This window comes from Micromonospora sp. NPDC093244, from assembly GCF_040683695.1.
Classification (GTDB): domain Bacteria; phylum Actinomycetota; class Actinomycetes; order Mycobacteriales; family Micromonosporaceae; genus Micromonospora.
The window spans coordinates 102,473-127,234 of sequence record NZ_JBFBEO010000005.1 but is presented as its reverse complement, the minus strand read 5'-3'; the positions used below and the strand labels follow the sequence as shown (position 1 = coordinate 127,234).

At 71.1% G+C, this 24,762-nt stretch carries 30 protein-coding genes; 12 read left to right on the top strand and 18 right to left on the bottom strand.

All coding sequences use genetic code 11. From position 1 onward, the window contains the following. Positions 1-60: 60 nt before the first annotated feature. Entirely contained in the window at positions 61-1,515 is a 1,455-nt protein-coding gene (locus AB0N27_RS23775) for an MFS transporter (RefSeq protein ID WP_364373727.1), read from the top strand. 125 nt (positions 1,516-1,640) lie between these two features. Here AB0N27_RS23775 and AB0N27_RS23770 read toward each other — a convergent pair whose 3' ends face one another. The 5 genes from AB0N27_RS23770 to AB0N27_RS23750 all read right to left on the bottom strand — a co-directional run bounded on the left by AB0N27_RS23770 (position 1,641) and on the right by AB0N27_RS23750 (position 7,903). Beyond that, positions 1,641-3,320 (bottom strand): glycoside hydrolase family 13 protein, encoded by a 1,680-nt coding sequence (locus AB0N27_RS23770; protein WP_364374278.1) that lies wholly within the window; start codon positions 3,318-3,320, stop codon positions 1,641-1,643. 33 nt (positions 3,321-3,353) lie between these two features. Then, positions 3,354-4,403, bottom strand: coding sequence for a LacI family DNA-binding transcriptional regulator (locus tag AB0N27_RS23765; RefSeq protein WP_364373724.1), 1,050 nt, complete (start codon positions 4,401-4,403; stop codon positions 3,354-3,356). A 66-nt stretch (positions 4,404-4,469) separates the two neighbouring features. After that, complete coding sequence (locus AB0N27_RS23760; protein WP_364373721.1) at positions 4,470-5,438, bottom strand: carbohydrate ABC transporter permease; 969 nt, start codon at positions 5,436-5,438, stop codon at positions 4,470-4,472. A 1-nt stretch (position 5,439) separates the two neighbouring features. Next, positions 5,440-6,486 carry a sugar ABC transporter permease gene (locus AB0N27_RS23755; RefSeq protein WP_364373718.1) on the bottom strand — a complete coding sequence of 349 codons (1,047 nt, stop codon included), beginning with the start codon at positions 6,484-6,486 and terminating at the stop codon, positions 5,440-5,442. Positions 6,487-6,556: 70 nt separating this feature from the next. After that, positions 6,557-7,903, bottom strand: coding sequence for an ABC transporter substrate-binding protein (locus AB0N27_RS23750; RefSeq protein ID WP_364373715.1), 1,347 nt, complete (start codon positions 7,901-7,903; stop codon positions 6,557-6,559). A gap of 251 nt (positions 7,904-8,154) precedes the next feature. Between AB0N27_RS23750 and AB0N27_RS23745 the strand changes: the two genes are divergently transcribed. Further along, a complete protein-coding gene (locus tag AB0N27_RS23745; protein ID WP_364373712.1) occupies positions 8,155-8,928 on the top strand; it encodes a peptidoglycan DD-metalloendopeptidase family protein in 774 nt (257 codons plus the stop codon). Positions 8,929-8,982: 54 nt separating this feature from the next. Here the strand turns inward: AB0N27_RS23745 and AB0N27_RS23740 are convergent, their stop codons facing one another. The 5 genes from AB0N27_RS23740 to AB0N27_RS23720 form a co-directional block, all read right to left on the bottom strand. After that, positions 8,983-9,477 carry a TspO/MBR family protein gene (locus AB0N27_RS23740; RefSeq protein WP_364373710.1) on the bottom strand — a complete coding sequence of 165 codons (495 nt, stop codon included), beginning with the start codon at positions 9,475-9,477 and terminating at the stop codon, positions 8,983-8,985. Positions 9,478-9,622: 145 nt separating this feature from the next. Beyond that, a complete protein-coding gene (locus AB0N27_RS23735) occupies positions 9,623-9,766 on the bottom strand; it encodes a GPGG-motif small membrane protein (protein ID WP_007464364.1) in 144 nt (47 codons plus the stop codon). Further along, complete coding sequence (locus AB0N27_RS23730; RefSeq protein ID WP_364373707.1) at positions 9,757-10,533, bottom strand: metallophosphoesterase; 777 nt, start codon at positions 10,531-10,533, stop codon at positions 9,757-9,759. The genes AB0N27_RS23735 and AB0N27_RS23730 overlap by 10 nt, the downstream gene beginning before the upstream one ends. Before the next feature lie 10 nt (positions 10,534-10,543). Further along, on the bottom strand, positions 10,544-10,819 hold the full coding sequence (locus AB0N27_RS23725; protein WP_364373704.1) for a hypothetical protein: 276 nt from the start codon (positions 10,817-10,819) through the stop codon (positions 10,544-10,546). Further along, positions 10,816-11,442: a nucleotidyltransferase gene (locus tag AB0N27_RS23720; RefSeq protein ID WP_364374275.1), complete on the bottom strand. Its 627-nt coding sequence runs from the start codon at positions 11,440-11,442 to the stop codon at positions 10,816-10,818. The genes AB0N27_RS23725 and AB0N27_RS23720 overlap by 4 nt, the downstream gene beginning before the upstream one ends. Before the next feature lie 123 nt (positions 11,443-11,565). On the opposite strand from AB0N27_RS23720, the gene AB0N27_RS23715 reads away from it, so the two are divergent. Then, the gene (locus AB0N27_RS23715; RefSeq protein ID WP_364373701.1) at positions 11,566-12,333 is read left to right on the top strand and encodes a dTMP kinase; all 768 of its coding nucleotides are present in this window, start codon (positions 11,566-11,568) and stop codon (positions 12,331-12,333) included. Here AB0N27_RS23715 and AB0N27_RS23710 read toward each other — a convergent pair. Next, positions 12,318-13,010 carry an SDR family NAD(P)-dependent oxidoreductase gene (locus AB0N27_RS23710; protein ID WP_364373699.1) on the bottom strand — a complete coding sequence of 231 codons (693 nt, stop codon included), beginning with the start codon at positions 13,008-13,010 and terminating at the stop codon, positions 12,318-12,320. The genes AB0N27_RS23715 and AB0N27_RS23710 overlap by 16 nt on opposite strands. Positions 13,011-13,114: 104 nt before the next feature. Between AB0N27_RS23710 and AB0N27_RS23705 the strand changes: the two genes are divergently transcribed. The 4 genes from AB0N27_RS23705 to AB0N27_RS23690 all read left to right on the top strand — a co-directional run bounded on the left by AB0N27_RS23705 (position 13,115) and on the right by AB0N27_RS23690 (position 17,442). Continuing rightward, positions 13,115-14,131, top strand: a complete 1,017-nt coding sequence (locus tag AB0N27_RS23705) for an NAD-dependent epimerase/dehydratase family protein (protein WP_364373696.1) — start codon at positions 13,115-13,117, stop codon at positions 14,129-14,131. Positions 14,132-14,207: 76 nt separating this feature from the next. Continuing rightward, positions 14,208-15,122 (top strand): MurR/RpiR family transcriptional regulator, encoded by a 915-nt coding sequence (locus tag AB0N27_RS23700; protein WP_139583574.1) that lies wholly within the window; start codon positions 14,208-14,210, stop codon positions 15,120-15,122. After that, positions 15,119-16,075 carry an N-acetylmuramic acid 6-phosphate etherase gene (murQ, locus tag AB0N27_RS23695; protein WP_364373692.1) on the top strand — a complete coding sequence of 319 codons (957 nt, stop codon included), beginning with the start codon at positions 15,119-15,121 and terminating at the stop codon, positions 16,073-16,075. Before AB0N27_RS23700 ends, murQ begins: the two co-directional genes overlap by 4 nt. Positions 16,076-16,452: 377 nt before the next feature. Next, positions 16,453-17,442, top strand: a complete 990-nt coding sequence (locus AB0N27_RS23690) for a sigma-70 family RNA polymerase sigma factor (protein WP_357993907.1) — start codon at positions 16,453-16,455, stop codon at positions 17,440-17,442. 65 nt (positions 17,443-17,507) lie between these two features. Here the strand turns inward: AB0N27_RS23690 and AB0N27_RS23685 are convergent, their stop codons facing one another. Beyond that, entirely contained in the window at positions 17,508-18,485 is a 978-nt protein-coding gene (locus AB0N27_RS23685) for an NlpC/P60 family protein (protein ID WP_364373689.1), read from the bottom strand. A 497-nt stretch (positions 18,486-18,982) separates the two neighbouring features. Here AB0N27_RS23685 and AB0N27_RS23680 point away from each other — a divergent pair, with 497 nt between their 5' ends. Beyond that, a complete protein-coding gene (locus AB0N27_RS23680) occupies positions 18,983-19,504 on the top strand; it encodes a DUF6232 family protein (protein ID WP_364373686.1) in 522 nt (173 codons plus the stop codon). Between the two features lie 15 nt (positions 19,505-19,519). On the opposite strand, the gene AB0N27_RS23675 is transcribed toward AB0N27_RS23680, so the two are convergent. Beyond that, positions 19,520-19,849 carry a DUF3817 domain-containing protein gene (locus AB0N27_RS23675; protein WP_354822632.1) on the bottom strand — a complete coding sequence of 110 codons (330 nt, stop codon included), beginning with the start codon at positions 19,847-19,849 and terminating at the stop codon, positions 19,520-19,522. A 26-nt stretch (positions 19,850-19,875) separates the two neighbouring features. Continuing rightward, the gene (locus AB0N27_RS23670) at positions 19,876-20,304 is read right to left on the bottom strand and encodes a hypothetical protein (protein WP_364373682.1); all 429 of its coding nucleotides are present in this window, start codon (positions 20,302-20,304) and stop codon (positions 19,876-19,878) included. 129 nt (positions 20,305-20,433) lie between these two features. On the opposite strand from AB0N27_RS23670, the gene AB0N27_RS23665 reads away from it, so the two are divergent. The 3 genes from AB0N27_RS23665 to AB0N27_RS23655 are packed head-to-tail and all read left to right on the top strand — an operon-like array spanning position 20,434 to position 21,671. Further along, a complete protein-coding gene (locus AB0N27_RS23665) occupies positions 20,434-20,739 on the top strand; it encodes a DUF6158 family protein (protein WP_364373679.1) in 306 nt (101 codons plus the stop codon). Then, positions 20,739-21,071, top strand: a complete 333-nt coding sequence (locus tag AB0N27_RS23660) for a hypothetical protein (RefSeq protein ID WP_364373676.1) — start codon at positions 20,739-20,741, stop codon at positions 21,069-21,071. The genes AB0N27_RS23665 and AB0N27_RS23660 overlap by 1 nt, the downstream gene beginning before the upstream one ends. A 60-nt stretch (positions 21,072-21,131) precedes the next feature. Further along, positions 21,132-21,671 (top strand): DUF1360 domain-containing protein, encoded by a 540-nt coding sequence (locus AB0N27_RS23655; RefSeq protein ID WP_364373673.1) that lies wholly within the window; start codon positions 21,132-21,134, stop codon positions 21,669-21,671. Positions 21,672-21,724: 53 nt separating this feature from the next. Here AB0N27_RS23655 and AB0N27_RS23650 read toward each other — a convergent pair whose 3' ends face one another. From AB0N27_RS23650 to AB0N27_RS23640, 3 genes are all read right to left on the bottom strand, one after another. After that, the gene (locus AB0N27_RS23650) at positions 21,725-21,919 is read right to left on the bottom strand and encodes a hypothetical protein (RefSeq protein WP_354822622.1); all 195 of its coding nucleotides are present in this window, start codon (positions 21,917-21,919) and stop codon (positions 21,725-21,727) included. A 23-nt stretch (positions 21,920-21,942) separates the two neighbouring features. Then, on the bottom strand, positions 21,943-22,167 hold the full coding sequence (locus tag AB0N27_RS23645) for a hypothetical protein (protein WP_364373668.1): 225 nt from the start codon (positions 22,165-22,167) through the stop codon (positions 21,943-21,945). A gap of 269 nt (positions 22,168-22,436) precedes the next feature. Continuing rightward, positions 22,437-23,531, bottom strand: coding sequence for a 3-deoxy-7-phosphoheptulonate synthase (locus AB0N27_RS23640; protein WP_364373665.1), 1,095 nt, complete (start codon positions 23,529-23,531; stop codon positions 22,437-22,439). 274 nt (positions 23,532-23,805) lie between these two features. Here AB0N27_RS23640 and AB0N27_RS23635 point away from each other — a divergent pair, with 274 nt between their 5' ends. Continuing rightward, on the top strand, positions 23,806-24,021 hold the full coding sequence (locus AB0N27_RS23635; protein ID WP_354822616.1) for a hypothetical protein: 216 nt from the start codon (positions 23,806-23,808) through the stop codon (positions 24,019-24,021). Here AB0N27_RS23635 and AB0N27_RS23630 read toward each other — a convergent pair. Further along, entirely contained in the window at positions 23,988-24,725 is a 738-nt protein-coding gene (locus AB0N27_RS23630; RefSeq protein WP_364373661.1) for a phosphodiesterase, read from the bottom strand. The two genes, AB0N27_RS23635 and AB0N27_RS23630, sit on opposite strands and share 34 nt — an antisense overlap. Between the last annotated feature and the right edge of the window lie 37 nt (positions 24,726-24,762).

Below are 24,762 nucleotides of genomic sequence, written 5' to 3'. Positions count from 1 at the left end.
AGCCGGCCGGCACCCACCCGCGTGACGAGGTGCTCGACCGCGTCTGGTTGGCTGCCGGTCATGACGGTGACCAGTGACGGGTCCGGCCGGGGCGGGACCCGACCCGGCCGACGCCCGCACGGTCGGGTCGGCGGCCCGGGGCACCGGTTGTACAGCGTCGTGGTGTTCGTGCTGCTCGCCTCACTGGACAACGTGGCGATCGGCCTGGTCCCGCCGCTGTACGGCCCGATCTCCGACGCGTTCGACGTGTCGGGGCGAATGCTCGGTCTGGTCACCGCCGTCAGCTTCCTCGTCAGCGCTGTGGCAGCGGTCGGCTGGGCGTACGTCGGCGACCGGACCAACCGTAAGCCGCTGCTCATGGTGGGCACCCTGCTCTGGGCGGCGGGCACCGGCGGCAGCGCGCTCGCCGGCGGCTACCTGACGTTCTTCGCGGGACAGCTGGTTGCGGCGGTCGGCCTCGGAGCGGTCGGCTCGGTCGGCTTCTCGGTGGTCACCGACCTGATCTCACCGACGAGGCGCGGATTGGTGATGAGCTTCTGGGGGCTCTCCCAGGGCGTCGGCACCCTGGCGGGCACCCTCGTCGGAGGGCTGCTCGGCGCGACGGACTGGCGGCGGCCGTTCCTGGTCCTGACCGGCGTCGGCCTGGCCGCCACGGTGGCCTACCTGTTCACGTACGACATCCGGCGCGGCCAGAGCGAGCCGGAGTTGGCCGGCAGGCTGGACGCCGGCGCCGAGTACGACTACCGGATCAGCCGGGCCGACCTGCCGCGCATCCTGGCCCGGCGGACCAATCTGTGGCTGATCCTGCAGGGCCTGACCGCGCAGGCGGCCTTCGGTTCACTGGTGTGGTTGCCGGTGCTCTTCGCCGAACGGGCCGAGGCCCAGGGGTACTCGGAGTCGACAGCCGTGGTGGTGGGCAGCGTCTTCGCCACGTTGTTCCAGCTCGGCGGGGTGCTCTCCATCGTGGGTGGGCTGATCGGTGACGCCGTGCAGCGGCGTACCCCGAGGGGCCGTGCGCTTGTCGCAGCCGTCGGCATCCTCGCCGCGCTGCCGTTCTACCTGGTGTTGTTCTTCGTTCCGGTGGCCATCGACGTGCCCGACGGCGCGGGCGGGGGAGCGGTGGTCGGTGCGGTGCTGGCGAGTGTGTTCACCGAACCGACTGTCGGGTTGAGCCTGCTCACCGCCGTCGTGGCGCTCGCGCTGACCTCGGCCAACTCGCCGAACTGGTTCGCCCTGATCGCCGACGTCAACCCGCCGGAGCACCGGGGCACCGTCTACAGCCTGGGCAACCTGGTCAACGGCGTCGGCCGCGCGGCCGGCAACGGGCTGGTCGGGGTGGCGTTCCAAGGGCTGCGCGCGGCGTTCCCGCCGCCGCTGAACTTCGCCGTGGGGCTGGCGGCGTTCCAACTCTTCTTCATCCCCACAGGCATCATGTACTGGCTCGCCTCACGCACCTCACCGGCGGACATCGACAACGTGCACGACCTCCTGCACACCCGCGCCGACCGCCTCTGACCCCGCCCTGCCCGCCCCGGTCCACCGCGATCTTGCACATTCTGTCGCGGCAAAACGGGCATACATTCTATTCCGCCAGCCGAAAATGCAAGATCGGCGCGGGACGGGGCCGGGCGGGGGTCGGATCAGGGGCGGAGCCAGACTGTCACGTCGGTCGGGACCGCGCCGTCGTCGTCGAGCGGCCCGCTGGCGGCCAGCACCTCGGCGCCGGCCGGGACCGGCACCGGGGCGTCACCGAAGTTGGTGAGCACGGTCAGCTCGCCGTTGCGGAAGGTGAGCACCTCGTCGCCTGAGGACAGCCACTCCAGCGTGCCCCGGCCGAGCCCGTGGCCGCGGCGCAGCCGCAACGCGGTGCGGTACAGCTCGTACGTCGAGCCGGGTACGCCGCGCTGCCGGTCCAGGGCGTACTCCGCCCAGGAAGCGGGTTGCGGCAGCCAGCTCGCGTCGGTCGGCCCGAAGCCGTACGACGGGGCGTCGGCCTCCCACGGGATCGGGACCCGGCAGCCGTCCCGGCCACGCTGGGTGTGCCCGCTGCGTACCCAGGTCGGGTCCTGGCGGGCCTCGTCGGGCATCGTGGTGTGCTCGGGAAGCCCCAGCTCCTCGCCCTGGTAGAGGTACGCGGAGCCGGGCAGGGCGAGCATCAGCAGGGTGGCCGCGCGGGCCCGGCGCAGGCCGAGCGCGGCGTCCGGCTGCGGGTCGCCGACGCCGATGCCGTTGGGCCGGCCACCGGGCAAGACGACAGGCAGGCCGAGGCGGGAGGCGTGCCGCACCACGTCGTGGTTGGACAGCACCCAGGTGGTCGGCGCGCCCACCGAGTCGGTGGCCTCCAGCGAGCGGGTGATCACGGCGTACTGGGCCGGTGCGGTCCAGGCGGCCAGCAGGTACTCGAAGTTGAACGCCTGGTGCATCTCGTCCGGGCGGACGTAGCGGGCCAGCCGCTCGGCCGGCTCCACCCACGCCTCGGCGACGAGGACCCGCTCACCTGGGTAGCTGTCCAGGACCTGTCGCCACTGCCGGTAGATCTCGTGCACGCCCTCCTGGTCCCACATCGGCGGGCGCGGCTTGTCCACCTCATTGCCGGAGAGGATCTCCTGCGGCTCCTGCCAGTCGGCCAGGTCGGCCTGCTTGACCAGGCCGTGCGCCACGTCGACCCGGAAGCCGTCCACCCCACGGTCCAGCCAGAATCGCAGCACGTCGAGGAACTCCGCGTGCACCTCCGGGTTGTCCCAGTTGAGGTCGGGCTGGCCGGTGTCGAACAGGTGCAGGTACCACTGGCCGGGGCGCCCGTCCGGGTCGACGGTGCGCGTCCAGGCCGGACCGCCGAAGACGCTCTGCCAGTCGTTCGGCGGCTGGTCGCCGTCCGGGCCGCGGCCGTCCCGGAAGATGTAACGGGACCGCTCAGGGCTGCCCGGGGCGGCCGGCAGCGCCGCCTGGAACCAGCGGTGCGCCGAGGACGTGTGGTTCGGCACGAGGTCGACGATCACCCGCAGGCCACGCGAGCGCGCCTCGGCGATCAGCTTGTCCGCATCGGTGAGGGTGCCGAACAGCGGATCGACGTCGCGGTAGTCCGCCACGTCGTAGCCCGCGTCGGCCTGCGGCGACGGGTAGAAGGGGGAGAGCCACACCGCGTCCACGCCCAGCTCGACCAGGTGGTCGAGGCGGGCGGTGATGCCCGGCAGGTCACCGATCCCGTCGCCGTCGGAGTCCGCGAACGAGCGGGGGTAGATCTGGTAGATGGCGGCCTCGGTCCACCAGCCGGTGACCGGGTGACCGGAGGAGGGCTGCTGCGTCGGATCGGTGTTCAGGGTCGTCTCCCGTGTCGCGCTGTGGTTGATGTGTCAGTGTGCCCGGGGTGGTGCGGTGGAGTCCCGCACGACCAGCCGAGTGGGCAGGATCACCGGTGAGTCGCCGTCCGCGCCGCGTTGGCCGACGATCGGGCCCAGGGTACGGGCGCCGAGCGGGTCGAGCAGGATCCGCGCGGCCAGCCGGCCCTGCTCGGCGGCGGGCTGGGCGACGGTGCTGAGCCCCAGCACTCCCGCCAGGTCGTGGTCGTCGATGCCGATCACGCTCACGTCCTGCGGCACCCGCAGCCCGGCGTCACGTAGCGCGGTCAACGCGCCCATCGCCATCTCGTCGCAGGCCGCCACGATCGCGGTGGGCGGCGGGCCGCCACGCGCCAGCAGTTCGGCAGTGGCCCGGTTGCCGCCGTCGATGGTGAACGTCGACTCGACGTCCAGGCTCGGGTCCGGGCGCAGGCCTGCCGCCCGCAGCTCCGCCTGGTAGCCCCGGCGACGGTCGAGGTGGGTGGTGAAGGCCAACTCGTCGTCCGGGTCGCCGGAGATGTGCGCGATCCGCTGGTGGCCGAGGTCGAGCAGGTGCCGGGTGGCGGTCCGCGAGGCGGCCACGTCGTCGATCCGTACGCACGGCCACCTGGGGACGCGGCTGCCCGAGCTGATGGTCACCCCGGGCAGGTCCAGGCTGGCCAGCGCGGTCAGGTCCGCAGGCCGCAGCGGCGTGGCGACGAGCATCATGGCGTCGACCCGTTTGTGCAGGTTGGCCGTCCGCAGCACCCGCTGGCGTACCTGCTCCCGGCCGCCCAGGTTGTAGAGCAACAGGTCGTAGCCGGACTCGTGGAGGTACTCCTCGACCGCCTCGACGACGGTGCTGAAGAACCAGCGGGTGATCCGGGGGACCACCACCGCCACCGTGCCGGTCCGGCCACCGGCCAGCCGGGACGCGCTCGGCGACACCTCGTAGTCGAGTTGTTCGGCGGCGGCGAGCACCCTGCGCCGGGTGGCTGCCGAGACCGTCGGCAGTCCGCGCAGTGCCCGCGAGACGGTGGCCGTGGACACCCCGGCCAGCCGGGCAACATCATCAATCCTCGTCACGGTTTCCCCCGCTCGGTGCCGGCGCCCACCGCCGTCCCAAGGGGCCGGACGGCGGCGGGCGCGCGGTCAGCCCTTGACGCTGCCGGCGAGCAGACCTCGCACGAAGAAGCGCTGCAGGGACAGGAACACGATGAGGGGTACGACGATCGAGACGAACGCTCCGGCGGTCAGTCGCTGCCACTCGTTGCCCCGGGTGCCGGCCATCTCGGCCAGCCGGACGGTCAGCGGTGCGGTCTCGTTGCCGCCCCCGGCGAAGATCAGCGCCACCAGCAGGTCGTTCCAGACCCAGAGGAACTGGAAGATGCCGAACGCGGCCAACGCCGGGGTGATCAGCGGCAGCACGATGGTGCGGAAGATCTTCGGGTGGGTGGCCCCGTCGACACGTGCCGCCTCCATCAGGTCGCCCGGGAGCTGCGAGATGAAGTTGTGCAGCAGGAACACGGCGAACGGGAGCGCGAAACAGGTGTGCGCGAACCACACCTGGGCGAACTTCTGCTCGTCGACCAGGTCCCAGGCCGGCATCAGGGTGACACCGCCGACTGTGACGCCTGTGGAGAAGAACTTCAGCAGCGGCACCAGGGCCATCTGCAACGGCACGATCTGCAACGCGAAGATAGCGATGTAGAGCCAGTCCCGGCCCCGGAAGTTGATCCACGCCAGCGCGTACGCGGCGAGGGCCGCGAAGGCGAGCGGGAAGAGCACCGACGGGATGGTGATCGCCAGCGAGTTGATGAAGTAGCTGGCGAGCTGCCCGGAGGACGCCGACCGTCCGAACAGGACCTGCTCGTAGTTCTCAAGGGTGAACTGCGGGTTGGTGAACGCGGTCCACCAACCTGTCGTCTTGATCTCGTCCTCGGGTCGGAGGGAGGAGATGAACAGACCGAAGGTCGGGATGGTCCAGACCACCGCGATGACGATCGACACGAGCGTCGCGGTACGGCTGTTCAGCCGCTTGCGGACCCGACCGGCGGTGGTGGACGGGCTGCCGTCGGTCTTCTGGGTGCCGGCGGCGACGGTGGGCGTTGCGGTCGTCATCTCAGCCCTCCCGCTGTTGACGGAGGTTGCGGATCTGGTAGATCACGACCGGGATGACCAGGATGAAGAGGAACACCGCGAGCGCGGAGCCCTGCCCGTTCTGGCCGTACCGGAAGGCCTGGTTGTACATCTCGCTGGCAATCACGCTTGTGTCGTAGTTGCCGTTGGTCGAGGTCCGGACGATGTCGAAGACCTTGAGCGTGGCGATCGTGAGCGTCACGACCACGACGATCAGCGCGGGTCGGATGCTCGGCATGGTGATCTGCCAGAACATCTGCCACGGGCTGACCCCGTCGAGCCGGGCGGCTTCGACGATGTCACCGGGGATCGCCTTGATCGCCGCGGAGAGCACCACCATGGCGAAACCGGCCTGGATCCAGACCATGATGACGATCAGCAGCAGCGTGTTCAGTGGTGATTCGAGCAGCCACTGTTTCGGCTCGCCGCCGAGACTGACGACTATCTGGTTGAGCAGGCCGATCTGGTCGCCCTCGCCGCGGTAGGCGTAGACGAACTTCCAGATGATGCTCGCGCCGACGAACGAGATGGCCATCGGCAGGAAGATCAGGGACTTGGCCACCGACTCGAAGCGGGCCTTGTCCACGAGTACGGCGTACAGGAGGCCGAAGCCGGTCGCCACGAGCGGGACCAGGAGCACCCAGACCAGGGTGTTGATCAGGACCCGGATCATCGAGTTGTCGGAGAACATCCAGCCGTAGTTGCGTAGCCCCACCCATTCGGTGCTGCTCCCGTTCATCAGGGAGAGCAGCATGGTGCGGATCGCGGGCACGACCAGACCGATGGTGAGCAGCAGCAGCGTCGGCAGCAGGAAGAAGAGCGCGAAGAGCCCCTCCCGCTGTTTGGGCCGGCGGGGCAGCGGAGCGCCTCCCACGGAGGCGGCGACGAGCTGCGCCTCCCGCCGCCGGGCGAACCAGGCCGGCACGACGTCGAGCAGCAGGAGCAGACCGCCCACCACCAGCACGAAGGCGAGCAGCCCGTACATCAGCATGAGGAGCTTCGGCTGCTCATCGGCGAAGTCGAACTCCATCAACCCTCCATTTCGGGTCCGGATCGGCCGGTGGCCCGGCCCGTGAACACGGGCCGGGCCACCGCCGGGATCACTTCGGCCAGCTGCTCTCGATGCCCTGGAGCACCGGGGCGGTCTGCTTGCCGTTCAGCCAGTCGACCATGCCCTTCCAGAACGTTCCCGCGCCGACGGCGGCCGGCATCAGGTCGGATCCGTCGAAGCGGAAGGTGCCCGTCTTGTCCTGGAGGATCTGGACGGACAGCTTGTCGATCGGGCTGGCCACGTTGGCGATGTCCAGCTTGTTGTTCGCCGTGACCCAGTTGCCGAGCTTCGCGCGGCTGTTCACGTACTCGGCGGAGGCGAGGTACGTCTGCACGGCCTGCACCTCGGGACGGTCGGCGTAGGCGACGACGAACTCGCCAGCGCCCAGCACCGGCTTGCCCTTGGCCGGGTCGATGGCCGGGAAGTAGAACGCGAACGCGTCGCCGTCCTCGGCCACCTTGGTGCCCTCGGGGAACTGGTTGGCGTAGAACGACGCCTGGCGGTGCATCGCGCACTTGCCGGTGGTCACCGGCAGACCCGCCTCCTGGAAGGCGGTGGTGGTGATGCTCTTGACACCGCCGAAGCCGCCGTTGACGTACTTCTCGTTCTTGAGGATGCTGCCGGCGCGGTCGACCGCGTCGACGATCTTCGGGTCGTTGAACGGGATGGCGTGGGTGGTCCACTGGTCGTAGACCTCGGGGCCCTGCGTACGCAGGATGACGTCCTCGATCCAGTCGGTGGCCGGCCAGCCGGTCGCGTCACCGGACTCGACGCCCACGCACCACGGCTTCATGCCGCTGGCGGCGATCTTGTCGCTCAGGGCGATGAGCTGGTCCCAGCTGGTCGGAACCTCCCAGCCCTTCTCCTTGAACGTCTTCGGCGAGTACCAGACGAAGGACTTCACGTTGGCGCCGAGCGGCACGCCGTAGAGCGTCCCGTTGACGGTGCCGTACTTCAGCCAGTCGGCCGGCATGTTCTGCTCGGCCAGGGCCTTGGTGTCGGCGCCCAGGGACTTCAGCTTGCCGGCGTCCGCGAAGCGCTTCACGAGGCCCGGCTGGGGCACGAAGGCGATGTCGGGGGCGTTGCCGCCGTCGACGCGGACCGGCAGCTGCGCCTCGAACTCGCCGCTGCCCTCGTACGCGATCTCGATGCCGGTGCAGTCGGTGAACTGCGACCAGGAGCGCTCCAGCAGGTCGGCCTCGGCGTCACGGATGGACGCGTAGATGGAGACCTTCTTGCCGTCGTTGCCCTGGTACTTCTCGTATGCGGCGCACTCCGCGGAGCCCGCCTTGTCACTCTTCTTGTCGTCGCCGGTACCGCAAGCGGTGGCGCTGAGCGCCAGCCCGAGTACACCGGCGATCACGAAGGCCTGGCGTGGTCTGGCAAAGACCGCCATGCCGTCCTCCTTCCTAGCCGGCGCGGTCGTGCTCGATGACCAGTCGCCGGTCCGATTGGGCGTGCACACATGTAAGCGCTTGCATCCGGTCCGGTCCACCCCCTGTCAGACACGAGCGAGTAACAATCCGGAAACCTCGGGGCCGCCTGATGGGCGCGCTCCCGGGCCACCTCTTCGACTCTTTCGAAGATTGACGATATCTGTCAGGCTGATGCCACCTCATCGAAGGTTTTCGACATAGGAGGAGCTGTATGCGCAAGCGGTGGATCAGCCTGCTCGTGACCGGTCTGCTCGTCGGAGGAGTGCTCACACCGGCGAGCCCGGCGCTGGCCGCGCCGACCTTCAAGGTGCCGTTCCCGTGCGGTCAGTCGTGGTCCGGGCAGACCCGGTCGGACCACAGCCCGGCGTACGCCGTCGACTTCAACCGCACCGACGACGTCGGCGACCCGGTGGTCGCCAGCGCCCCCGGCACGGTCGACCGGGTGACCGACCTCGGCAACACGAGCTACGGCAAGTACGTCCGGATCAACCACGGCGGTGGTTACAGCACCTACTACGCGCACCTCAACGGCTTCAACGTCTCCGTCGGGCAGACGGTGGGCTACGGCAAGGTGCTCGGCTGGGTGGGCAGCACCGGCGGGTCGACGGGCCCGCACCTGCACTACGAGCAGCGCCTCAACGGCAGCGACATCCAGGTGAGGTTCAACGGCACCCTCGCGCTGTACTGGGGCACCAAGAGCTACACGAGCAACAACGGCTGCTCCTCGGGCACCGGCAACGCCACCGTCGACACCAGTGGCACCCCGTTGACCGTCCGCTCCGGCCCCGGCACCGGGTACGCCTCCGTGGGCACCGTGGCCGACGGCACCCGGGTGACCATCGCGTGCCAGACCAGCGGCACCAGTGTCACCGGCACCTACGGCACCAGCACGATCTGGGACCGCATCGGCGCCGGCCGCTTCATCGCCGACGCGTACGTCTACACCGGGTACGACGGCTACATCCCTGGCATACCTCGCTGCTGACCGGCGAACGACAGCGTCCCCGGCGGGTACCGCCCGCCGGGGACCAGCCCGGTCTCAGGCGTTCAGCCGCCAGATCGAGAAGTTCAACGCGGCAGCGAAGGTGACCCACGCCCAGTACGGCAGCAGCAGCGCCGTCGCCACGCGGGAGACCCGGGCGAACAGCACGACGGTCAGGGCGATCGCCAGCCACATCACCACGATCTCGGCGAACGCCAGCCCGTACTGCCCCGCGCCGAAGAACAGCGGTGTCCAGATCGCGTTGAGCACCAGCTGGGCCGTCCAGGCCCAGAGGGCGGGGGAGAAGCCGACCCGCCGCCAGACCAGCCACCCGGCCACCGCGATCAGCGCGTAGAGCAGCGTCCAGACCGGGCCGAAGAGCCACGAGGGCGGCGCCCAGGCGGGCTGGCGCAGGCTTGCGTACTCGCCTGTGGTGCCCTGGACCCCCAGGCCGCCGATCGCGGCCGCCACGAAGACCGCCGCCGCGAAGCCGGCGAGGGCCCACCACGAGCGTCGGCCGGAGGCGACAGGCGCGTCCTGAGATGTCTCCATGGTCGAGATATTTCCTCCGGGGGTCAGGTCAAACCCGGCGCACAAAAAGCGCCGGGGCCGCCGCGGCCGTTGCTTCTGTCGGGAGGACGAAGCTCCGGTCGCGGCGACCCCGACGGGTCCCGGTTTTTTTCAGGTCGTGCGGACGTCAATTGAAGATGCTGACACCACCCGGGCCGACCAACAGCCCGACAACGATGAGGACGATGCCCCACAGGATCTGCCGGCGGAACAGCGCGAGGATGCCGGCGACCACGAGTACGACTGCGAGAATCCAGAGAATCAGCTCCATGACCTCTGACTACCCGACTGGCCGATTGGGGAAACCTGGTCCGTATCAAGTTGATCGCCGACGTGGAAGACGCTGTACGCCTGCTTGATCACGGGGTGGGCGACGTTGCGCACGCGTACGCCGCCGGGGGTGGTGCCGCGCTCGGTGCCGGCGTGCGCGTGCCCGTGCAGGGCCAGCGCCGTGGGCGCCGAGTCGATCGCCTGCCCGAGCTGGTACGACCCGAGGAACGGATAGATCTCCAGGGGCTCACCGGCCAGGGTGTCCGGCACCGGTGAGTAGTGGGTGAGCGCGACGAGCATGTCGCAGTCGAGCGAGCGAAGCGCCGCGCCGAGGCGGTCGGCGCTGTCGGTGGTGGTCCGGACGAAGGCCTTCATCTCCGGCTCACCGAAGTCGCTCGCGCAGCGTCCGGCGAACCCGCCGCCGAAGCCCTTGACGCCGGCGATGCCCAGCCGGCCGCCCGCGCAGTCCAGCACGACGCCGTTGCCCTCCAGCACCGTGATGCCCGCGTCCTCGAGCACCTTGACCACCTGTGGCACCTGGTCGCACTGGTGGTCGTGGTTGCCCAGCACTGTCACCACCGGCACGGCCAATCCACCGAACTCCTGCGCCACGCAGCGCGCCTCGGCCTCGGTGCCGTGCCGGGTCAGGTCCCCGGCCAGCAGCAGCACGTCCGCGCAGTCCGGCAGCTCCTCCAGCGCCGGGCGGAACCGGCCGACCACGTCCTCGTCCAGATGCACGTCGCCCACGGCGGCGATCCGGATCACCATGGAATCTCCCTCAGGGCAGTTGCTCGATCTCTGTGGGCGCCTGGGCGCGGATCACCCCGATGTCGCTGGTGATCGGCACGTCCGGAAAGCGCTCGGACACGCGGCGCAGGATCTCTTCGCGCCGGTGCGGGCTCTCCACCTCGCCGGAGAGCACGAGGGCGCGTTCCCGCCGGACGACGGTGATCCCCTGCTCGGCGACGGAGGGGTCCTCGGCGAGCAGCCGCTGGATCTCCGCTTCGACGTACTCGTCCGGTGGCCCGGCGCCGCTGTCGCGTTGGTGGGTCACTGTGTCCCCTCTCCTGGCTGGGTGCCGGCGAGCGGCACCACCTCCAGCCGGTCCAGCAGCACGAGGAACGCCTCGGCGTACGGCGAGTGCTGCGTCTCCTTGCGTACCCGTTCCCAGTCGATCTGCTCCCGGAGCGAGCGGGCCAGCGGCAGGCCGCGGGCGAAGTCGCAGTAGTGCTGGGAGAAGCTGAGCAGCTTGTGCACCATCAGCTGGGTGGCGGACAGGACCGGCATCTGGATGGCGTCCACCGGCCGGATGACCGTGTCGGCGAACGTCTCCTCGGTCACCGGCGTCTCGATCGGCCGATGGATCAGGTCCACCATCCGCCCGTCGTCGAAGACCTTCACCAGCCAGTCCTCCGGTGGACGCTCGGCCACGAAGCCGGCGGCCACCAGGGCCTCGAGAGACCGCTCCACGTCGGCCTCCCGGATCAGGAAGTCGACGTCGTGCTCGCTGGAGTGGCCGCCGTGGGCGTACACGGCGAAGCTGCCGCCCAGGGCGAACGGGATCTCGGACTGCTTGAGCACGGCGGCGACCTTCTTGAGGGTGTGCACCAGACTCTCGTCCCCGCGCTCAGCCATCTGGTTCTCCCGTCGGTCGTTGTGGTGGACAGGCGGTTGGATTTCGAACTCCGGTACCCGGCATTCCGGTCGGCCACACCTGCTCGCGTCGCGGTCGGGTGCCAACAGGGCCAAACCAGCATGAACCAGACAGCGCGCGTGCGCGGGTCGGATAACCTGTCGAGGGTGGCCAGATCATCGGGGATGCGACGCGGCAAGACCCGGTTGCGCACCGTCGCCCTGATCGGCATCGACGGGTCGGGCAAGACCACCCAGGCCCACCGGCTGGCCGACGCGCTGACCGCCGCCGGCCGCCCCGCCGCGTACCGCCGCAACGCCAGCGGACGTCGCTGGCTCGGCCGGGTCGCCAACCGGCTCGGCCGATCGGACGCCCAGCGGCTCGTCGGGCGCGACGGCGTGCTCGCTGTGGAGTCCGTGCTGCGCTGGCTCGCCATCGCCATCGCCCTGCTCAGCTGCCTGCTCACCGGCCGCACAGCGGTGATGGACCGCTACTCGGCCTGCCAGTACGCCAGCATCCGCGCGCACGGCGGGCACCGCTGGGAGCGGCTGGCCCGGGCCGGCTACCGACTCTTCCCGACGCCGCAGGTGACCTTCCTGCTGACGGTCGACCCGGCGGAGGCGTACCGGCGGATCGAGGCGCGGGGCACCGACCACGAGACGATCAGCTGGCTGACCGCGGCGGACACCGCCTACCGGACCCTGCCCGAGTACCCGAGCTTCGTGGTCGTGGACGCGGGACGCCCGGCCGAGGAGGTGACCGAGCAGATCCAGGCCCACCTGGCGACCTGGCTGCCGTCGGAGGCGCGGTCCGACCTGACCCGCCCGCCGTCCGACGTGCCGCCGCGCGCTCCGACGCCGTCGGAGCCGCCGCCCCGCACCGACCTGCCGGCACGCGGTGGCCCGACCCCGCTCGTGGCTCAGGCCCGCCCGTAGACGGGAACTGTGGCGCCGCTGGTCGGAGCGGAGTCGTCTGACGCGAGGAAGCGGATCACCGGCGCGATCTCGGCGGGAGTGACCCAGCGCGAGTGGTCGGCGGTGGGCTGGGCGGCCCGGTTGGCAGGTGTGTCGATGACGCTGGGCAGGACGGTGTTGCAGCGCACGCCGCGGGACCGGTACTCGACGGCCACGGCGTTGGCGAAGGCCAGCACCGCCGCCTTGGCCGTGACGTAACCGGCCGCGCCGGGGAACGGGGCGACAGCCGCGCGGGCCGAGACGCAGACCACCGCGCCGCCACCGCCGGCCACCAGGTGCGGCAGCGCGGCCTGGGTGGCCAGGTAGGTGGGCCGCAGGTTGAGGGTGAGCATCCGCTCGAACTCCTCGACAGGTGTCTCGTGGACCAGGCCTCCGCTGGCGTACCCGCCGACCAGGTTGACCACCGCCCGCAGCGGCGCCGCGGGTTCGCCGGCGGCGGCCTCGACGGCCCGGGCCGCGCCGGCCGGGTCGGTCAGGTCCGCGGTGACCGGGACCAGCGCGCCCGCCGCCGGCTCCGACCCGGGCAGGGCACCCCGCCGGGGTACGACCACCCGCCAGCCCGCCTCGACGAACGACGCGACGACCGCTCCGCCGAGCCCTCCGGAGCCTCCGGTCACCAGCACGCTGCGCTCCGCCATGCGCCACACGCTAGCGTCCGCTCCGGTGGCCCGTCGGACGACCCGTGCTCTGCCCGCAGCAGAGTTGTTGGCGTGCTCGGGCGGCGGCGGCGCAGGATCGGCGGATGCGGATCCTCATTCTCGGTGGCACGCGGTTCCTCGGCCGGGCGCTGGCCCGGTTCGCCGTCGCGCGGGGCCACGACGTGACCTGCGCGGCCCGGGGTGTGTCAGGCGTCGCGCCGAGCGGGGCGCGGTTCGTCGCGATCGACCGCGACGACCCGGCGGCGCCGGCGTCGCTCGCAGGCGACGGCTTCGACGCGGTGGTGGACGTGACCCGCCAGGTCAGCCATGCCCGGCACGCGCTGGCCGCGCTCGCCGACCATGTGGATCACTGGTCGTTCGTGTCGACCATCTCGGTGTACGCGGACAACGCCACGCCGGGGCAGACCGCGGCGGACGCGCCGGTGCTGCCGCCCGCCCCGCCGGACGTGGACGCCCCGGTCGACCCGGACAACCGCTGGTACGGCGAGTGCAAGGTCAGCATCGAGCGGCTGGTCCGGGAACGGATGGGCGAGGACCGCTCGTTCATCTGCCGGGCCGGGTTGATCGTGGGCGCGGAGGATCCGAGCGACCGCTTCCCGTACTGGGTGCGACGGCTGGCGCGCGGCGGGGAGGTGCTCGCACCGGGACGGCCGACCGACCGGGTGCAGTTCGTGGACGTGGACGACCTGGCCGGTTGGTTGCTGCACGCCGCCGGTGCCCGCCTCGTCGGCACGTACGACGGGGTCGGCCCGGCGATGTCCCGGGAGGAGCTGCTGAACGGTGTGGCGGCCGGGCTGGGCGTCGCCGACCCGCACCTCACCTGGGTCGACCAGGACTTCCTGCTGGCCCGTGACGTCCGCGAGTGGTCGGGGGAGCGGGCGCTGCCGCTCTGGGCGCGGCTGCCGGAGTGGGCCGGCCTGATGGACCGGGACGCCCGGCCGGCGCTGGACGCTTCACTGACGGTCCGGCCGCTGTCCGACACCGTTCGGGCGACCGCGACCTGGATGACAGCACGGCCCGACGACGTACGGCAGGGTGGACTGGACCCGGCGGAGGAGGCGGTGGTCCTGCGGGAGTGGCAGGCTGTACGGGACGGGTGATGCCTGTCGACGACACTTTTTCCCACCCCTGACAGTCATAGTTGACGCTCACGCTTGGTGAAAGTAAGTTTCATCCGTGGCGAAGAGTGCGAAGATTTCTGCGAGTCACGAGCCCGGTGGGCTGATCGTCCACATCAGCGGGCTGTTGCCGTCGCTGTCGCCCGCCGAGCAGCGCGTCGCCCGGCTGGTCGTGTCCGACCCGGCCGCCGCCGCACGGCGGACCATCACCGACCTCGCCACCGCTGCGGAGACGTCGGAGGCGACAGTCATCCGGTTCTGCCGCTCGGTGGGCATGGACGGCTACCCGCAACTGCGCATCCGGCTCGCCGCCGAGGCCGCCCGCCGCATCGAGCCTCCGGACGCCCGGGTGGTCGGCGGCGACATCCCGCCCGGCGCCGACCTCGCCCAGATCATCGCCACCATCGCGTTCAATGACGCCCGCGCCGTGGAGGAGACCGCCGAGCAGCTCGACCCGGCCGTCTGTGAGCAGGTCGTCGAGGCGATCAGCGGCGCCGGCCGGATCGACATCTACGGCGCCGGCGCCAGCGGGTTCGTCGCCTCCGACTTCCAGCAGAAACTGCACCGCATCGGCCGGATCGCCTTCTACTTCCCGGACGTGCACACCGCGCTGACGTCCGCCGCGCTGCTCGGCCGGGGCGACGTCGCGGTGGGCATCTCGCACACCGGCACCACCTCCGACGTGATCGAGGTGCTGGAGCAGGCCCGGACGCGGGGCGCCGTCACAGTGGCGCTCACCAACTTCCCCCGCTCGCCGATCACCGAGGTGGCCGACTTCGTGCTGACGACCGCGGCGCGGGAGACCACCTACCGCTCGGGCGCGACCGCCAGCCGTCTGGCCCAGCTCACAGTGGTCGACTGCCTCTTCGTCGGTGTGGCCGCCCGCAACCGGTCCCGGGCTCGCAAGGCCCTCGAGGCGACCGCCGAGGCGGTCCAGTCGCACCGGGTGGGCGCCAACCGGAGGCGGGCATGACGGCCGGTGCGATCGAGCCGGACGAGGACATGCCCGCACCGCCCGCCCGCCCGACGGTCCGGGTGGGCGCCCCCACCGAACGGCGTAACCCGCTGAGCGCCGACCTCGACCTGATGTCGACCCGGGACGTCCTCACCGTGATCAACGACGCCGACCGGCGGGTGCCCGCGGCGGTCGCCGCGGTGCTCGACGAGATCGCCGCCACTGTCGACCTGGCCGTCGACGCGCTGCGCGGGGGGCACCGGGTGCACTACTTCGGCGCCGGTACGTCCGGCCGGCTGGGCGTCCTCGACGCCGCCGAACTGGCCCCCACCTTCAACTCGCCCCGGCACTGGTTCTGCTCCCACCTCGCCGGTGGCCCGGACGCCATGTGGCGGGCCGTGGAGGACGCCGAGGACGACGAGCGGGGCGGTGCGGTCGAGGCCGCCAGTTGTGTGCGCGCCGGTGACCTGGTGGTCGGTCTGGCCGCCAGCGGACGCACCCCGTACGTCCTCGGGGCGCTCGCCACGTCCCGCGCCAAGGGCGCCTCGACGGTGCTCCTCTGCGCCAATCCGGAAGCCGAGGCGGCCCGGTCGGTCGACGTGTTCATCGGGGTGGACACCGGACCGGAGGTGGTCACCGGGTCGACCCGGATGAAGGCGGGCACCGCACAGAAACTGGTGCTCAACACGTTCTCGACGGCCGTCATGGTGCGCCTCGGGCGGGTCTACTCGAACCTCATGATCGATATGGTGGCCACCAACGCGAAGCTCCGCGGGCGAATGATCTCGATCCTGATGGAGGCGACCGGCTGCTCCGAGGAGGTTTCCCGGCGGGCGCTCGCCGAGGCCGACGGCGACCTGAAGACCGCCTTGGTGTCGCTGGTCTCCGGCGCCGAGGTCGGTGCCGCCCGGGCCGCCCTGGCCCGTTCCGCCGACCAGGTACGCGGCGCCCTCGCCCTGCTCGCCTCCTAGCCCCGCACACCCCGGGAAGCGAACGGGGCTCCGGATTGTTCATCGGGGCGGGGGGTAATACCACCCCCGTGGATGAACCGACCGGTCCACCGGTGCGTATCTGGCAGTGACCAGGATCGCACCACGCTGGTGACCCGGGTCGCTGTGCCCCCGCGGCGGGCGGTGTTGCCATGGTTGCGACCCGTACGTGGTGTGCGCAGCGGCGAGCCACCCACCGGGGTGCTGACAGCAAACATGGACCGCGCTCTCAGCTACTACTCAGGCATTCGTGACACTTTCGACTCACCACATGGAATCCCCGACACGTCTCATCTGTTGTGTAGGTGTCAGCACCGATGGGCACAACGGAAGTTACCAGGGGCTGACGGACGTGGGGAATGGCAAGGAACCGGGCAACCGGCGCGAGCGAGGGGACCGTGGGCAACGTGGACAAGAACATCGGCATGCGAACCGACGAGGTTGCCGAGGAGCGCGACCTGGTCGGCGTCTACCTGCACGAGATCTCCCGGACGCCACTGCTGGACGCCGCCATGGAGGTCGATCTCTCCAAGGCGATCGAGGCCGGCCTCTACGCCGAGCACCTGCTCGGTGAGGACGCCGTTCCCGACGGTGTCGACCGGGACGACCTGGATCGGCTTGTCGTCGAGGGCGAGCGGGCGAAGGACCTCTTCATCCGCGCCAACCTGCGACTTGTCGTGTCGATCGCCCGCCGTTACGTGCGTTCGGGCATGCCCATGCTGGACCTGATCCAGGAGGGCAACACCGGCCTCGTCCGGGCGGTCGAGAAGTTCGACTACGAGCGGGGCTACAAGTTCTCCACCTACGCCACCTGGTGGATCCGCCAGGCCATCAGCCGGGCGATCGCCCAGCAGGAGCGCACCGTCCGTCTGCCGGTGCACCTGGTGGAGGACGTCAACCGGATGCGCAACGTGACCCGGCAGCTCACCCGTGAACTGGGCAGCGACCCGGAGCCGGAGCAGATCGCCGCGTCGCTCGGCGTCACCGTCGAGCGGGTCAACGAGCTGCGCCGCTGGTCGCAGGACACCGTCTCGCTGGACACCCCGGTCGGCGACGACGGCGACACCAACCTGGGTGACCTGGTCGCCGACAGTGACGCCCCGTCGCCGGAGGACATCGTCCTCAGCGGTCTGGAGCGGCAGCGCATCGAAGGGCTGCTCAACCACCTCGACGACAGGTCGGCCGGCATCATGCGGGCCCGCTACGGGCTTGAGGACGGCCGCGAGCACTCGTTGACCGAGGTCGCGTCCCGGTTCTCGCTGTCCCGCGAGCGGATCCGGCAGCTGGAGATCCAGGCCCTCGGCCGGCTCCGCGAGCTGGCCCGGGCAGAGGGTCTGCAGGCCGCCTGACCTGGTAGTAATGACGGCGAACGGCCGGCGTCCGATAGGGGGACGCCGGCCGTTCGCCGTTTCCGCTAGCGGACCCGCCCGTAGCCCTGGATCGGCATCATGTTCATGCCGCGCTTGAGCACGTTGCGACCGGGGCTCGGCGCGTCGATCACCTGGCCGTCGCCCACGTAGAGAGCGACGTGGCCGAGCCCGTTGTAGAAGATCAGGTCGCCCGGGCGCAGGTCGCCCCGGCCGATGTGGGCGACCGCTCCCCACTGCATCCGGGTGTTGTGCGGCAGGGACTTCCCGGCGGCCCGCCACGCGGCCGAGGTCAGCCCCGAGCAGTCGTACCCGTTGGGTCCGTCGCTCGCCCAGACGTACGGCTTGCCCAACGCGCCGAAGGCGTATCGCACCGCGACCCCGGCGCTACCGGAGACGTTCGGCACGTTCCTGGCCTCCGCCGCCGCGGCCCTGGGTTCGGGACGCTCGGTGGCGGCGCCGTACGCCTGACGGCGCAGCTCGTACAGCTTCGCCAGGTCCTCCTCGATGCGCTTCTTGCCGGCCGCCAGCTGGCGGGCCTGTGCGGCCTGCCTGGTCAGCGTGGCGTCGAGGCGGGTCTTCTCGTCGAGCAGGCGCCGCTGGTTCGCTGTGTAGCCGGAGATGCGCTCCTGCCGCTGACGGGTCAGCTGGTCGAGGGCACCGAGACGATCCAGCAGCGCGGCCGATCCGCCGGGACGCAGCAGCGCGTCGGCGGTCCGTAGACCGCCACTCTTGTATGCCGTGGTCGCCAACTCGGCGACGTCGGCCCGGCTCTGTTCGGCCTGCTGTTCCAGTGGGCCGATGCGGGCCTGTAATCGGGCCACCGAGGCCTCGTTGGTCTTGATCTCCTCCCGGAGCTTGTTGTACGCCTCGACGACCCGCTCGAGTTCGCCCGAGGACGCTTCGATCTGGCGGGTCAGGTCGGCGGGGGTCGGCTCTGCGCGGGCCACCACCGGCGGGGCGATCAGCGCGGCCGACATCCCGGCCAACGCGACGATACGCAGCACGTTTCTCAGGGATGACAAGAGCGGAAAGCCCCTCTCCCACGGCCGCCGTCGGGCTGCTGACGCCCTCGGCGGCACCGTCCGGGGCCATCCGGGTGGACGGCGCTGGGCCGGGCCGGCTCGCCCAACCTAACCCGGGACGCCTGTTACGCGCAGTTGAAGCAGGGGTCAATGTTGGCAGAGTGGTCGGTCGGGCGGGTGCGTCAGGTGGATCTGGGGTTGTTCGTGACGCTCGCCGACGTGAGGCGTTCCGTACTTTTCACGAACTCTGACGGATATAAGACTTTCGTCGTTCCCGGCGTATGCCGCCGGATAGCTGGTCTCCATAACCGATAAAAGGTGAAATGGAGGCGGTTTCTAGTCGATGTCGTCCGGCCGGGTGACCTGTCGGAAGCCGGTAAATGCCCTGGTGAGGTGGCAGTGCCACAACACAATGGGGACCGGAGTCGGGATTCCCGTCGATACGCGTCATCCGCGACCGACGGGGGCAACCGACGAACCGCCCCACGGGAGGAACCGTGAATCGTGAAGGCGCAAAGACGCGACCGCCGCGAACGGTGCCCGGCGCCAGGTCGACCCTGCTGTACGCACGACCCGGCATCATCGTCACCGTCGACCGGTTCACCGTCGGCCGGACCAGCTACCGGATCGCCGACCTGACCCACCTGCGCACCACCAGAGGCCCGCACGACCGGATCGCCGTCCGAGCCGTCGTCATCACCGCCGCCATGCTCGGCGGCGTGGGACTGCTGCTCGGCTTCACCGGCGGCCTGCAACGGCTGACCGCCGGGGCGTACCTCATCCTCGGGGCGGTGTTTTTGCTGCCGGCGGCCCTCGCCCTGGTCGGCGACCGGTGGCGGCCACCACCGTACGAGTTGTGGGGGTGGCACCGTGGCACCGAGGTGCTGCTCTTCAGTGCCGACGACGAGCGGCAGTTCGGCCAGGTCACCCGGGCGCTGCTGCGCGCCCGCGAGGTCAACCGGTACGGCGGCTGGGTCGATCCGCTCGCCGGGACCGACCCGTGGCGGCCCAACCGCTGAGCGTCTCGGGGACGCTCAGCCGGCGACCGGCTCCGGGGTCCGCTCCTCGCGCGGGGCGGCCGCCCAGGCGCTGACCCGGCGCTCGGCGTAGAACGAGACGAACGGCACGGTGCCGGCCAGCATCACCAGGATCATCCGCTTCAGCGGCCAGTCGGCCCGGCGGCTCAGGTCGAACGCGGCCGCCAGGTAGACCATGTAGAGGAAGCCGTGCGCCTGCCCCACCGTCTCCACCACGACCGGGTTGTCGAACGCGTACTTCATCGGCATGCCGATCACGACCAGCAGGATCAGCGCCACGCCCACGATCCAGGCGATCACGCGGTATCGGGTAAGGGCAGCGCCCACCTTCGTCCGTCCTTCCGAAGCCCGGCTCAGCCGGGGTAGTCACCGGGCCGGGCGCCCGGATTGGCGTTCAACCATGACAGGTAGTGGTTGTAGGCGGCCAGGTCGGCGTCCTCGGCACCCGCTGCGGAGGCGGGCACCCGGGCCACCCGCACCGGTCGGCGTACCGCCGGTCGGGACCCTGGGGCGTCGGCCGGCGCCGGCTCGACGGCCGGGACCTCGGCGGGGTCGGCCCCTGCGTCCCCCTGCGCGCGGCGTCGGGCCAGCTTCACCTCACGCCACCACACGTAGACCACGAAGCCGGCGAAGACCGGCCACTCGACCGCGTACCCCCAGCTCAGACTGTTGCCGGCGGTGGCCCGGCTGATCTGCCACCAGCCCAGCCCGAGGAAGCCCACGACCAGCACGACCATGGCCACGTGGCGTGCGATCCACGCCGGGGTCCAGAGCCACCTCATGGTGTCGAGGGTACCGGGGAGGACGCCGCTCTCCGACACCGTGTCGTAGGTGCCGCGCGGTCGGATGGTTTGGCGTCACCCGGTGTGGGCATCCGTCTAGACGCCAGCCCAAACGAGACCAGGGGGGCGATGATGACCGGCAGCACCGATATGAGCCCGGAGCAGCGGGTGCCCGAGTGGGGCGGCGACCACCTCGCCGACCCGGCAGGCGACGACCTCGACGGCGACACGCTCGGCGTCGACCCGACGGAGCTGAGCGACGAGGATCTGATCCGCGAGATGCACAGCCTGCACCGCACCCGGCTGGACACCCTCCGGCACGCCGCCGACTCGGCGCTCGCCAACCACCTTCGGCGGACCGCCGAACTGGAGACCGAGTACCTGGCCCGGCACCCGGGTCGCGAGGTCGACCCCAGCCGCCTGCGGGACGTCTGATGCCGGCCCGCGCGGTGCGCGGCATGTCCGCGCCCCCCGAGGTGGTGTTCAACACCGCCACCGACCCTGCCCGCGCCTCGGCCTGGCTGCCGGAGGCGCTCCGTGCCGACGGCAGCCCGCCGGCCGAGGTCGACGGCGAGGAACTGCGGGCCCGCTGGAGCGGGGACGCGGACTGGTCCGCCGAGATCCGGGTGGATCCGGCGGACTCCGGTGGCGCCCGGATCCAGCTCGACCTGGCCGACGGGAACGGCGGGCCCGACCCCGACCAGCTCGTCGACGAGGCGTTGACCAACCTGATCCGCGAGGTCGCGGACAACCTCCAGGCCGGCTGACACCGTCGTCAGCCGTACCGAATCACCACTTACGCACACCACGACCTGGGAGGAGACCGGGTGACCGACACCGGCCTGCGACAGAAGGCGACGCGGCTACGCCGGGCGTACGCGCCGCACGAGCACCGGCCACTCGGCGGCTACCTGGCCGCGATGGGCACCTACGCCGGAGTGGCCGGGGCGCTCGCCGGCCTGGTCAAGGCGACCGGACGGCCGGTGCCCGAGCGTCCCGCGCCGGCCGACGTGGTGCTGCTCTCCATCGCCACGCACAAGCTCAGCCGCCTGCTCTCCAAGGACGCCGTGACCAGCCCCCTGCGGGCGCCGTTCACCAGGTACGACAGGCCGATCGGCAGCGGCGAGGTGATGGAACAGGTCCGCGACTCGGGCAGCCCCACCCGGCACGCCATCGGCGAGCTGCTCAGCTGCCCGTTCTGCCTGGCGGTCTGGGTGGCCACCGGGCTGACCGGCGGCCTGGTGCTCGCGCCCCGGCTGACCCGGCTGGTGGCCACCGCGCTGACCGCGGTGGCCGCGTCCGACTTCCTCCAGATGGCGTACGCGGCCGCGCAGCAGGCCGCCGAGGGCGGGCACGACGAGGACTGACGGAGAAGACACGAAGAAGGGGCCGGCGTCCGCCAGCCCCTTCTCGTTGTCCGTCAACGCTGCATGCCCGACCAGCCGTGCGGCGATTCCGGTTCCCGTTCGTCCTCGTCGGCGCCGGTGATGATGTCCCGGTCCACCGCCGTGCGGTCGTGCTCGTTCGCGAAGTCCGGCTCGGGGGTGGTGTCCATGCCCTTCGGCGGTTGTCCCAGTGCCGGGACCTTCTCCTCGTGGTCCTCGTGGTGCGTCATGACGGTGTCCCTTCTGCGGTCGCTCAGGCGACAGAGCCGCCCAGCAGTTCACTCGCCTCGTCCACCGCGTATTCGCCCTCGGGGAGCGCGTCGATCCGGGCGAGCAGGTCCGGCGGAAGCTCGGTGGCCACCGCCCGGCGGTAAATCTCCGCCTGGGTGACCCGCTCCTGACCCGAGTAGATGTCGTCGAGCAGGTCGTCGAGGGCCCGGGTGTCCGGCTCGCCGGCCACTGATGCGTCATCGGTCACCTCGATCAGCTACCCGGGCCGGAATCGGTCAAACGTCACCCCGTGGCCCGCGTACAGACAGCGCCGCCCCCGGCCTTGTGGGCCGGGGGCGGCGCTGGTGTCGGTGTGCAGGTCGCCTCTCGGCGAGTGGCACGACGCGGCTCCAGCCGAACGGTATTCCGCGAGGGCAATTTAGGTGAGGCCCGGGGACACTTGACACACCGACACCTCAGTTAACCAGGCGACGCCCGTCCGTGTTCCGCGCACCGCCGTGCCGGCCGTCACACCGGTCAGGCCGGGGTCGGGAGGGTGGCGCGGCGGGCCCGCACGGCGGTGGCCAGGTGGTCGAGCACGTCCGCCGTCTCGTCCCAGCCGAGGCAGGCGTCGGTGACCGAACGGCCGTACACCAGCTCGCGGGTGGGGTCGAGGTCCTGCCGGCCGGGCAGCAGGAACGACTCCAGCATCACGCCTGTGATGCCGCGTTGCCCGTCGGCCAGTTGGCCGGCCACGTCCGCGGCCACCAGCGGCTGATTGCGGTGGTCCTTGCCGCTGTTGGCGTGACTGGCGTCGATCACCAGCCGCTCCGGCAGTCCGGCGGCGCGGAGCAGGTCGAGCGCGCCGGCGACCGATCCCGCGTCGTAGTTGGGCCGGCCACCCCCTCCACGCAGCACCAAATGCCCGTCGGTGTTCCCCCGGGTGTGCATGATCGCCGGGGTGCCGGAGAAGTCGATGCCGGGGAAGACGTGCGGCACGCCTGCGGCACGGATGGCGTCCACGGCGGTGCCGATGCTGCCGTCCGGGCGGTTCTTCATCCCGATCGGCATGGACAGGCCGGAGGCGAGCTGCCGGTGCACCTGGCTCTCCACCGTCCGGGCGCCGATCGCGCCCCACGCCACAGTGTCCGCGATGTACTGCGGCGTGATCGGGTCAAGGAACTCGCAGCCCACCGGCAGGCCGACCCGCAGCACGTCGAGCAGCAGCGCCCGGGCCCGTCGCAGGCCGGTGTTGACGTCCCCGCTGCCGTCCAGGCCAGGGTCGTTGATGAGCCCCTTCCAGCCGACTGTCGAGCGGGGCTTCTCGAAGTAGACACGCATGACGATCAGCAGGTCGTCGGCGAGCCGGTCGGCGGCCGTGCGCAGCCGGTGGGCGTACTCGAGGGCGGCGGCCGGATCGTGCACCGAGCAGGGGCCGACCACCACCAGCAGGCGGTCGTCCTCGCGGTCCAGTACGCGACCGACCGCGCGCCGGCCGGTCAGCACGGCCGAGGCGAGAGCGGCGTCCAGGGGCAGCTCGTGGTGCAGCAGGGCGGGCGTGGTCAACGGCACGACACGGTCGATCCGCTGATCGCTTACCCGATCGGTCTCCGGGGTCGTCACGGTGGGCATCCTTCCGCCGACCGTGACCGGGGCCGGTGCCCGGGACGAGCCGGCTGCTCGTACGCAAAAGGGCAGGAACGACAGCTCCTGCCCAGCCGGCTCGGTCCGTGGTGACGTCAGATCATGGTGAAGTCACCGGCGTGCGAGCCGGCTGCCTAAACCATCGATACGAACGCGTCACGGGGGCCAGCGTACCCGACCCGACGGCGAGGACCGGTGTGTCGTCCCAAGATGCGGAGTGAACACCGCGTGCCAGCGCCGGGCTCGGGGTAACAGGGGAGCCATGACTGACGAGCAGAGCGACCAGGACCGCGTGGAGTCCCGCGCGCACCTCCTCCCCGAGGAGGCGGCGGTGGGCAGCGACGACCCGCAGGCGCAGGCGGAGGCCATCCTCGCCGAGTCGGACATCCGCGAGGCGGACCAGAACGCGGCACCGGACACGGTGCTGGAGCGCCGCACCTCCGATCAGACGGTGGTCGCCGTCGAACCCCCCGACTGACCGTCCACCCCGCGCGCCCGGCGTGACCCCCGGTAGGTGTGGTCCCGCAACCAGGCCAGCGGGCCTGTCGCCCGCAGTTCTTGTGGCAGGTTGCGCACCGGGTCGAACGCGAGCGCGGCGTCCTCCCGGGCGCTGAGCTGGGCGCCGATGCTCACCTGCCCGACCGGCCGCCACGGCCCCACGGCGGACGCGACCGCGAGCACCAGGCGCGGCGCGTCCGCCCGGGTCGCGGCGGCCACCGCCGTCAGACTGCGGCCGAGGTCCACCGACTCGGGGTCGGCAAGCACGGCCAGCCAGAGCCGACGCCTGCCCACCCGGTAGCACGTGATCGTGCTGTACGTCCCGCTGAAGGCGCGGCGGGGCAGCGGCAGGTTCCGCACCAGCGGGGCCGCGCCGCTGGAACTGACCAGCAGGTCGAACGGGCGTCCGGTGTCGGTGCGCAGGCGCAGCGCCAGGCCCAGCACGTCCGGCCAGCTGCCGGGCGTGGGCGTCCCCTTGGACAGCCGGACGGTGGCTTGGTACCGGCCGGGGTCGTCCAGCACTGCGACACCTGTGGGTGGTCCGGGCGTACCCCAGATCAACACCTCGCCGGTGAACGAGCGACCGGCGGGATGCAGCAACCGACCGCGGCGCAGCCTGCCGAGCGCGGCGGCGGCGCGCTCGACGGTGCCGGCGGGCCGGGACGGGCGTGGCGTGACGGTCATGCCCCTCCGGTACCCCGAGCGGCGGCCCCGATGCCGG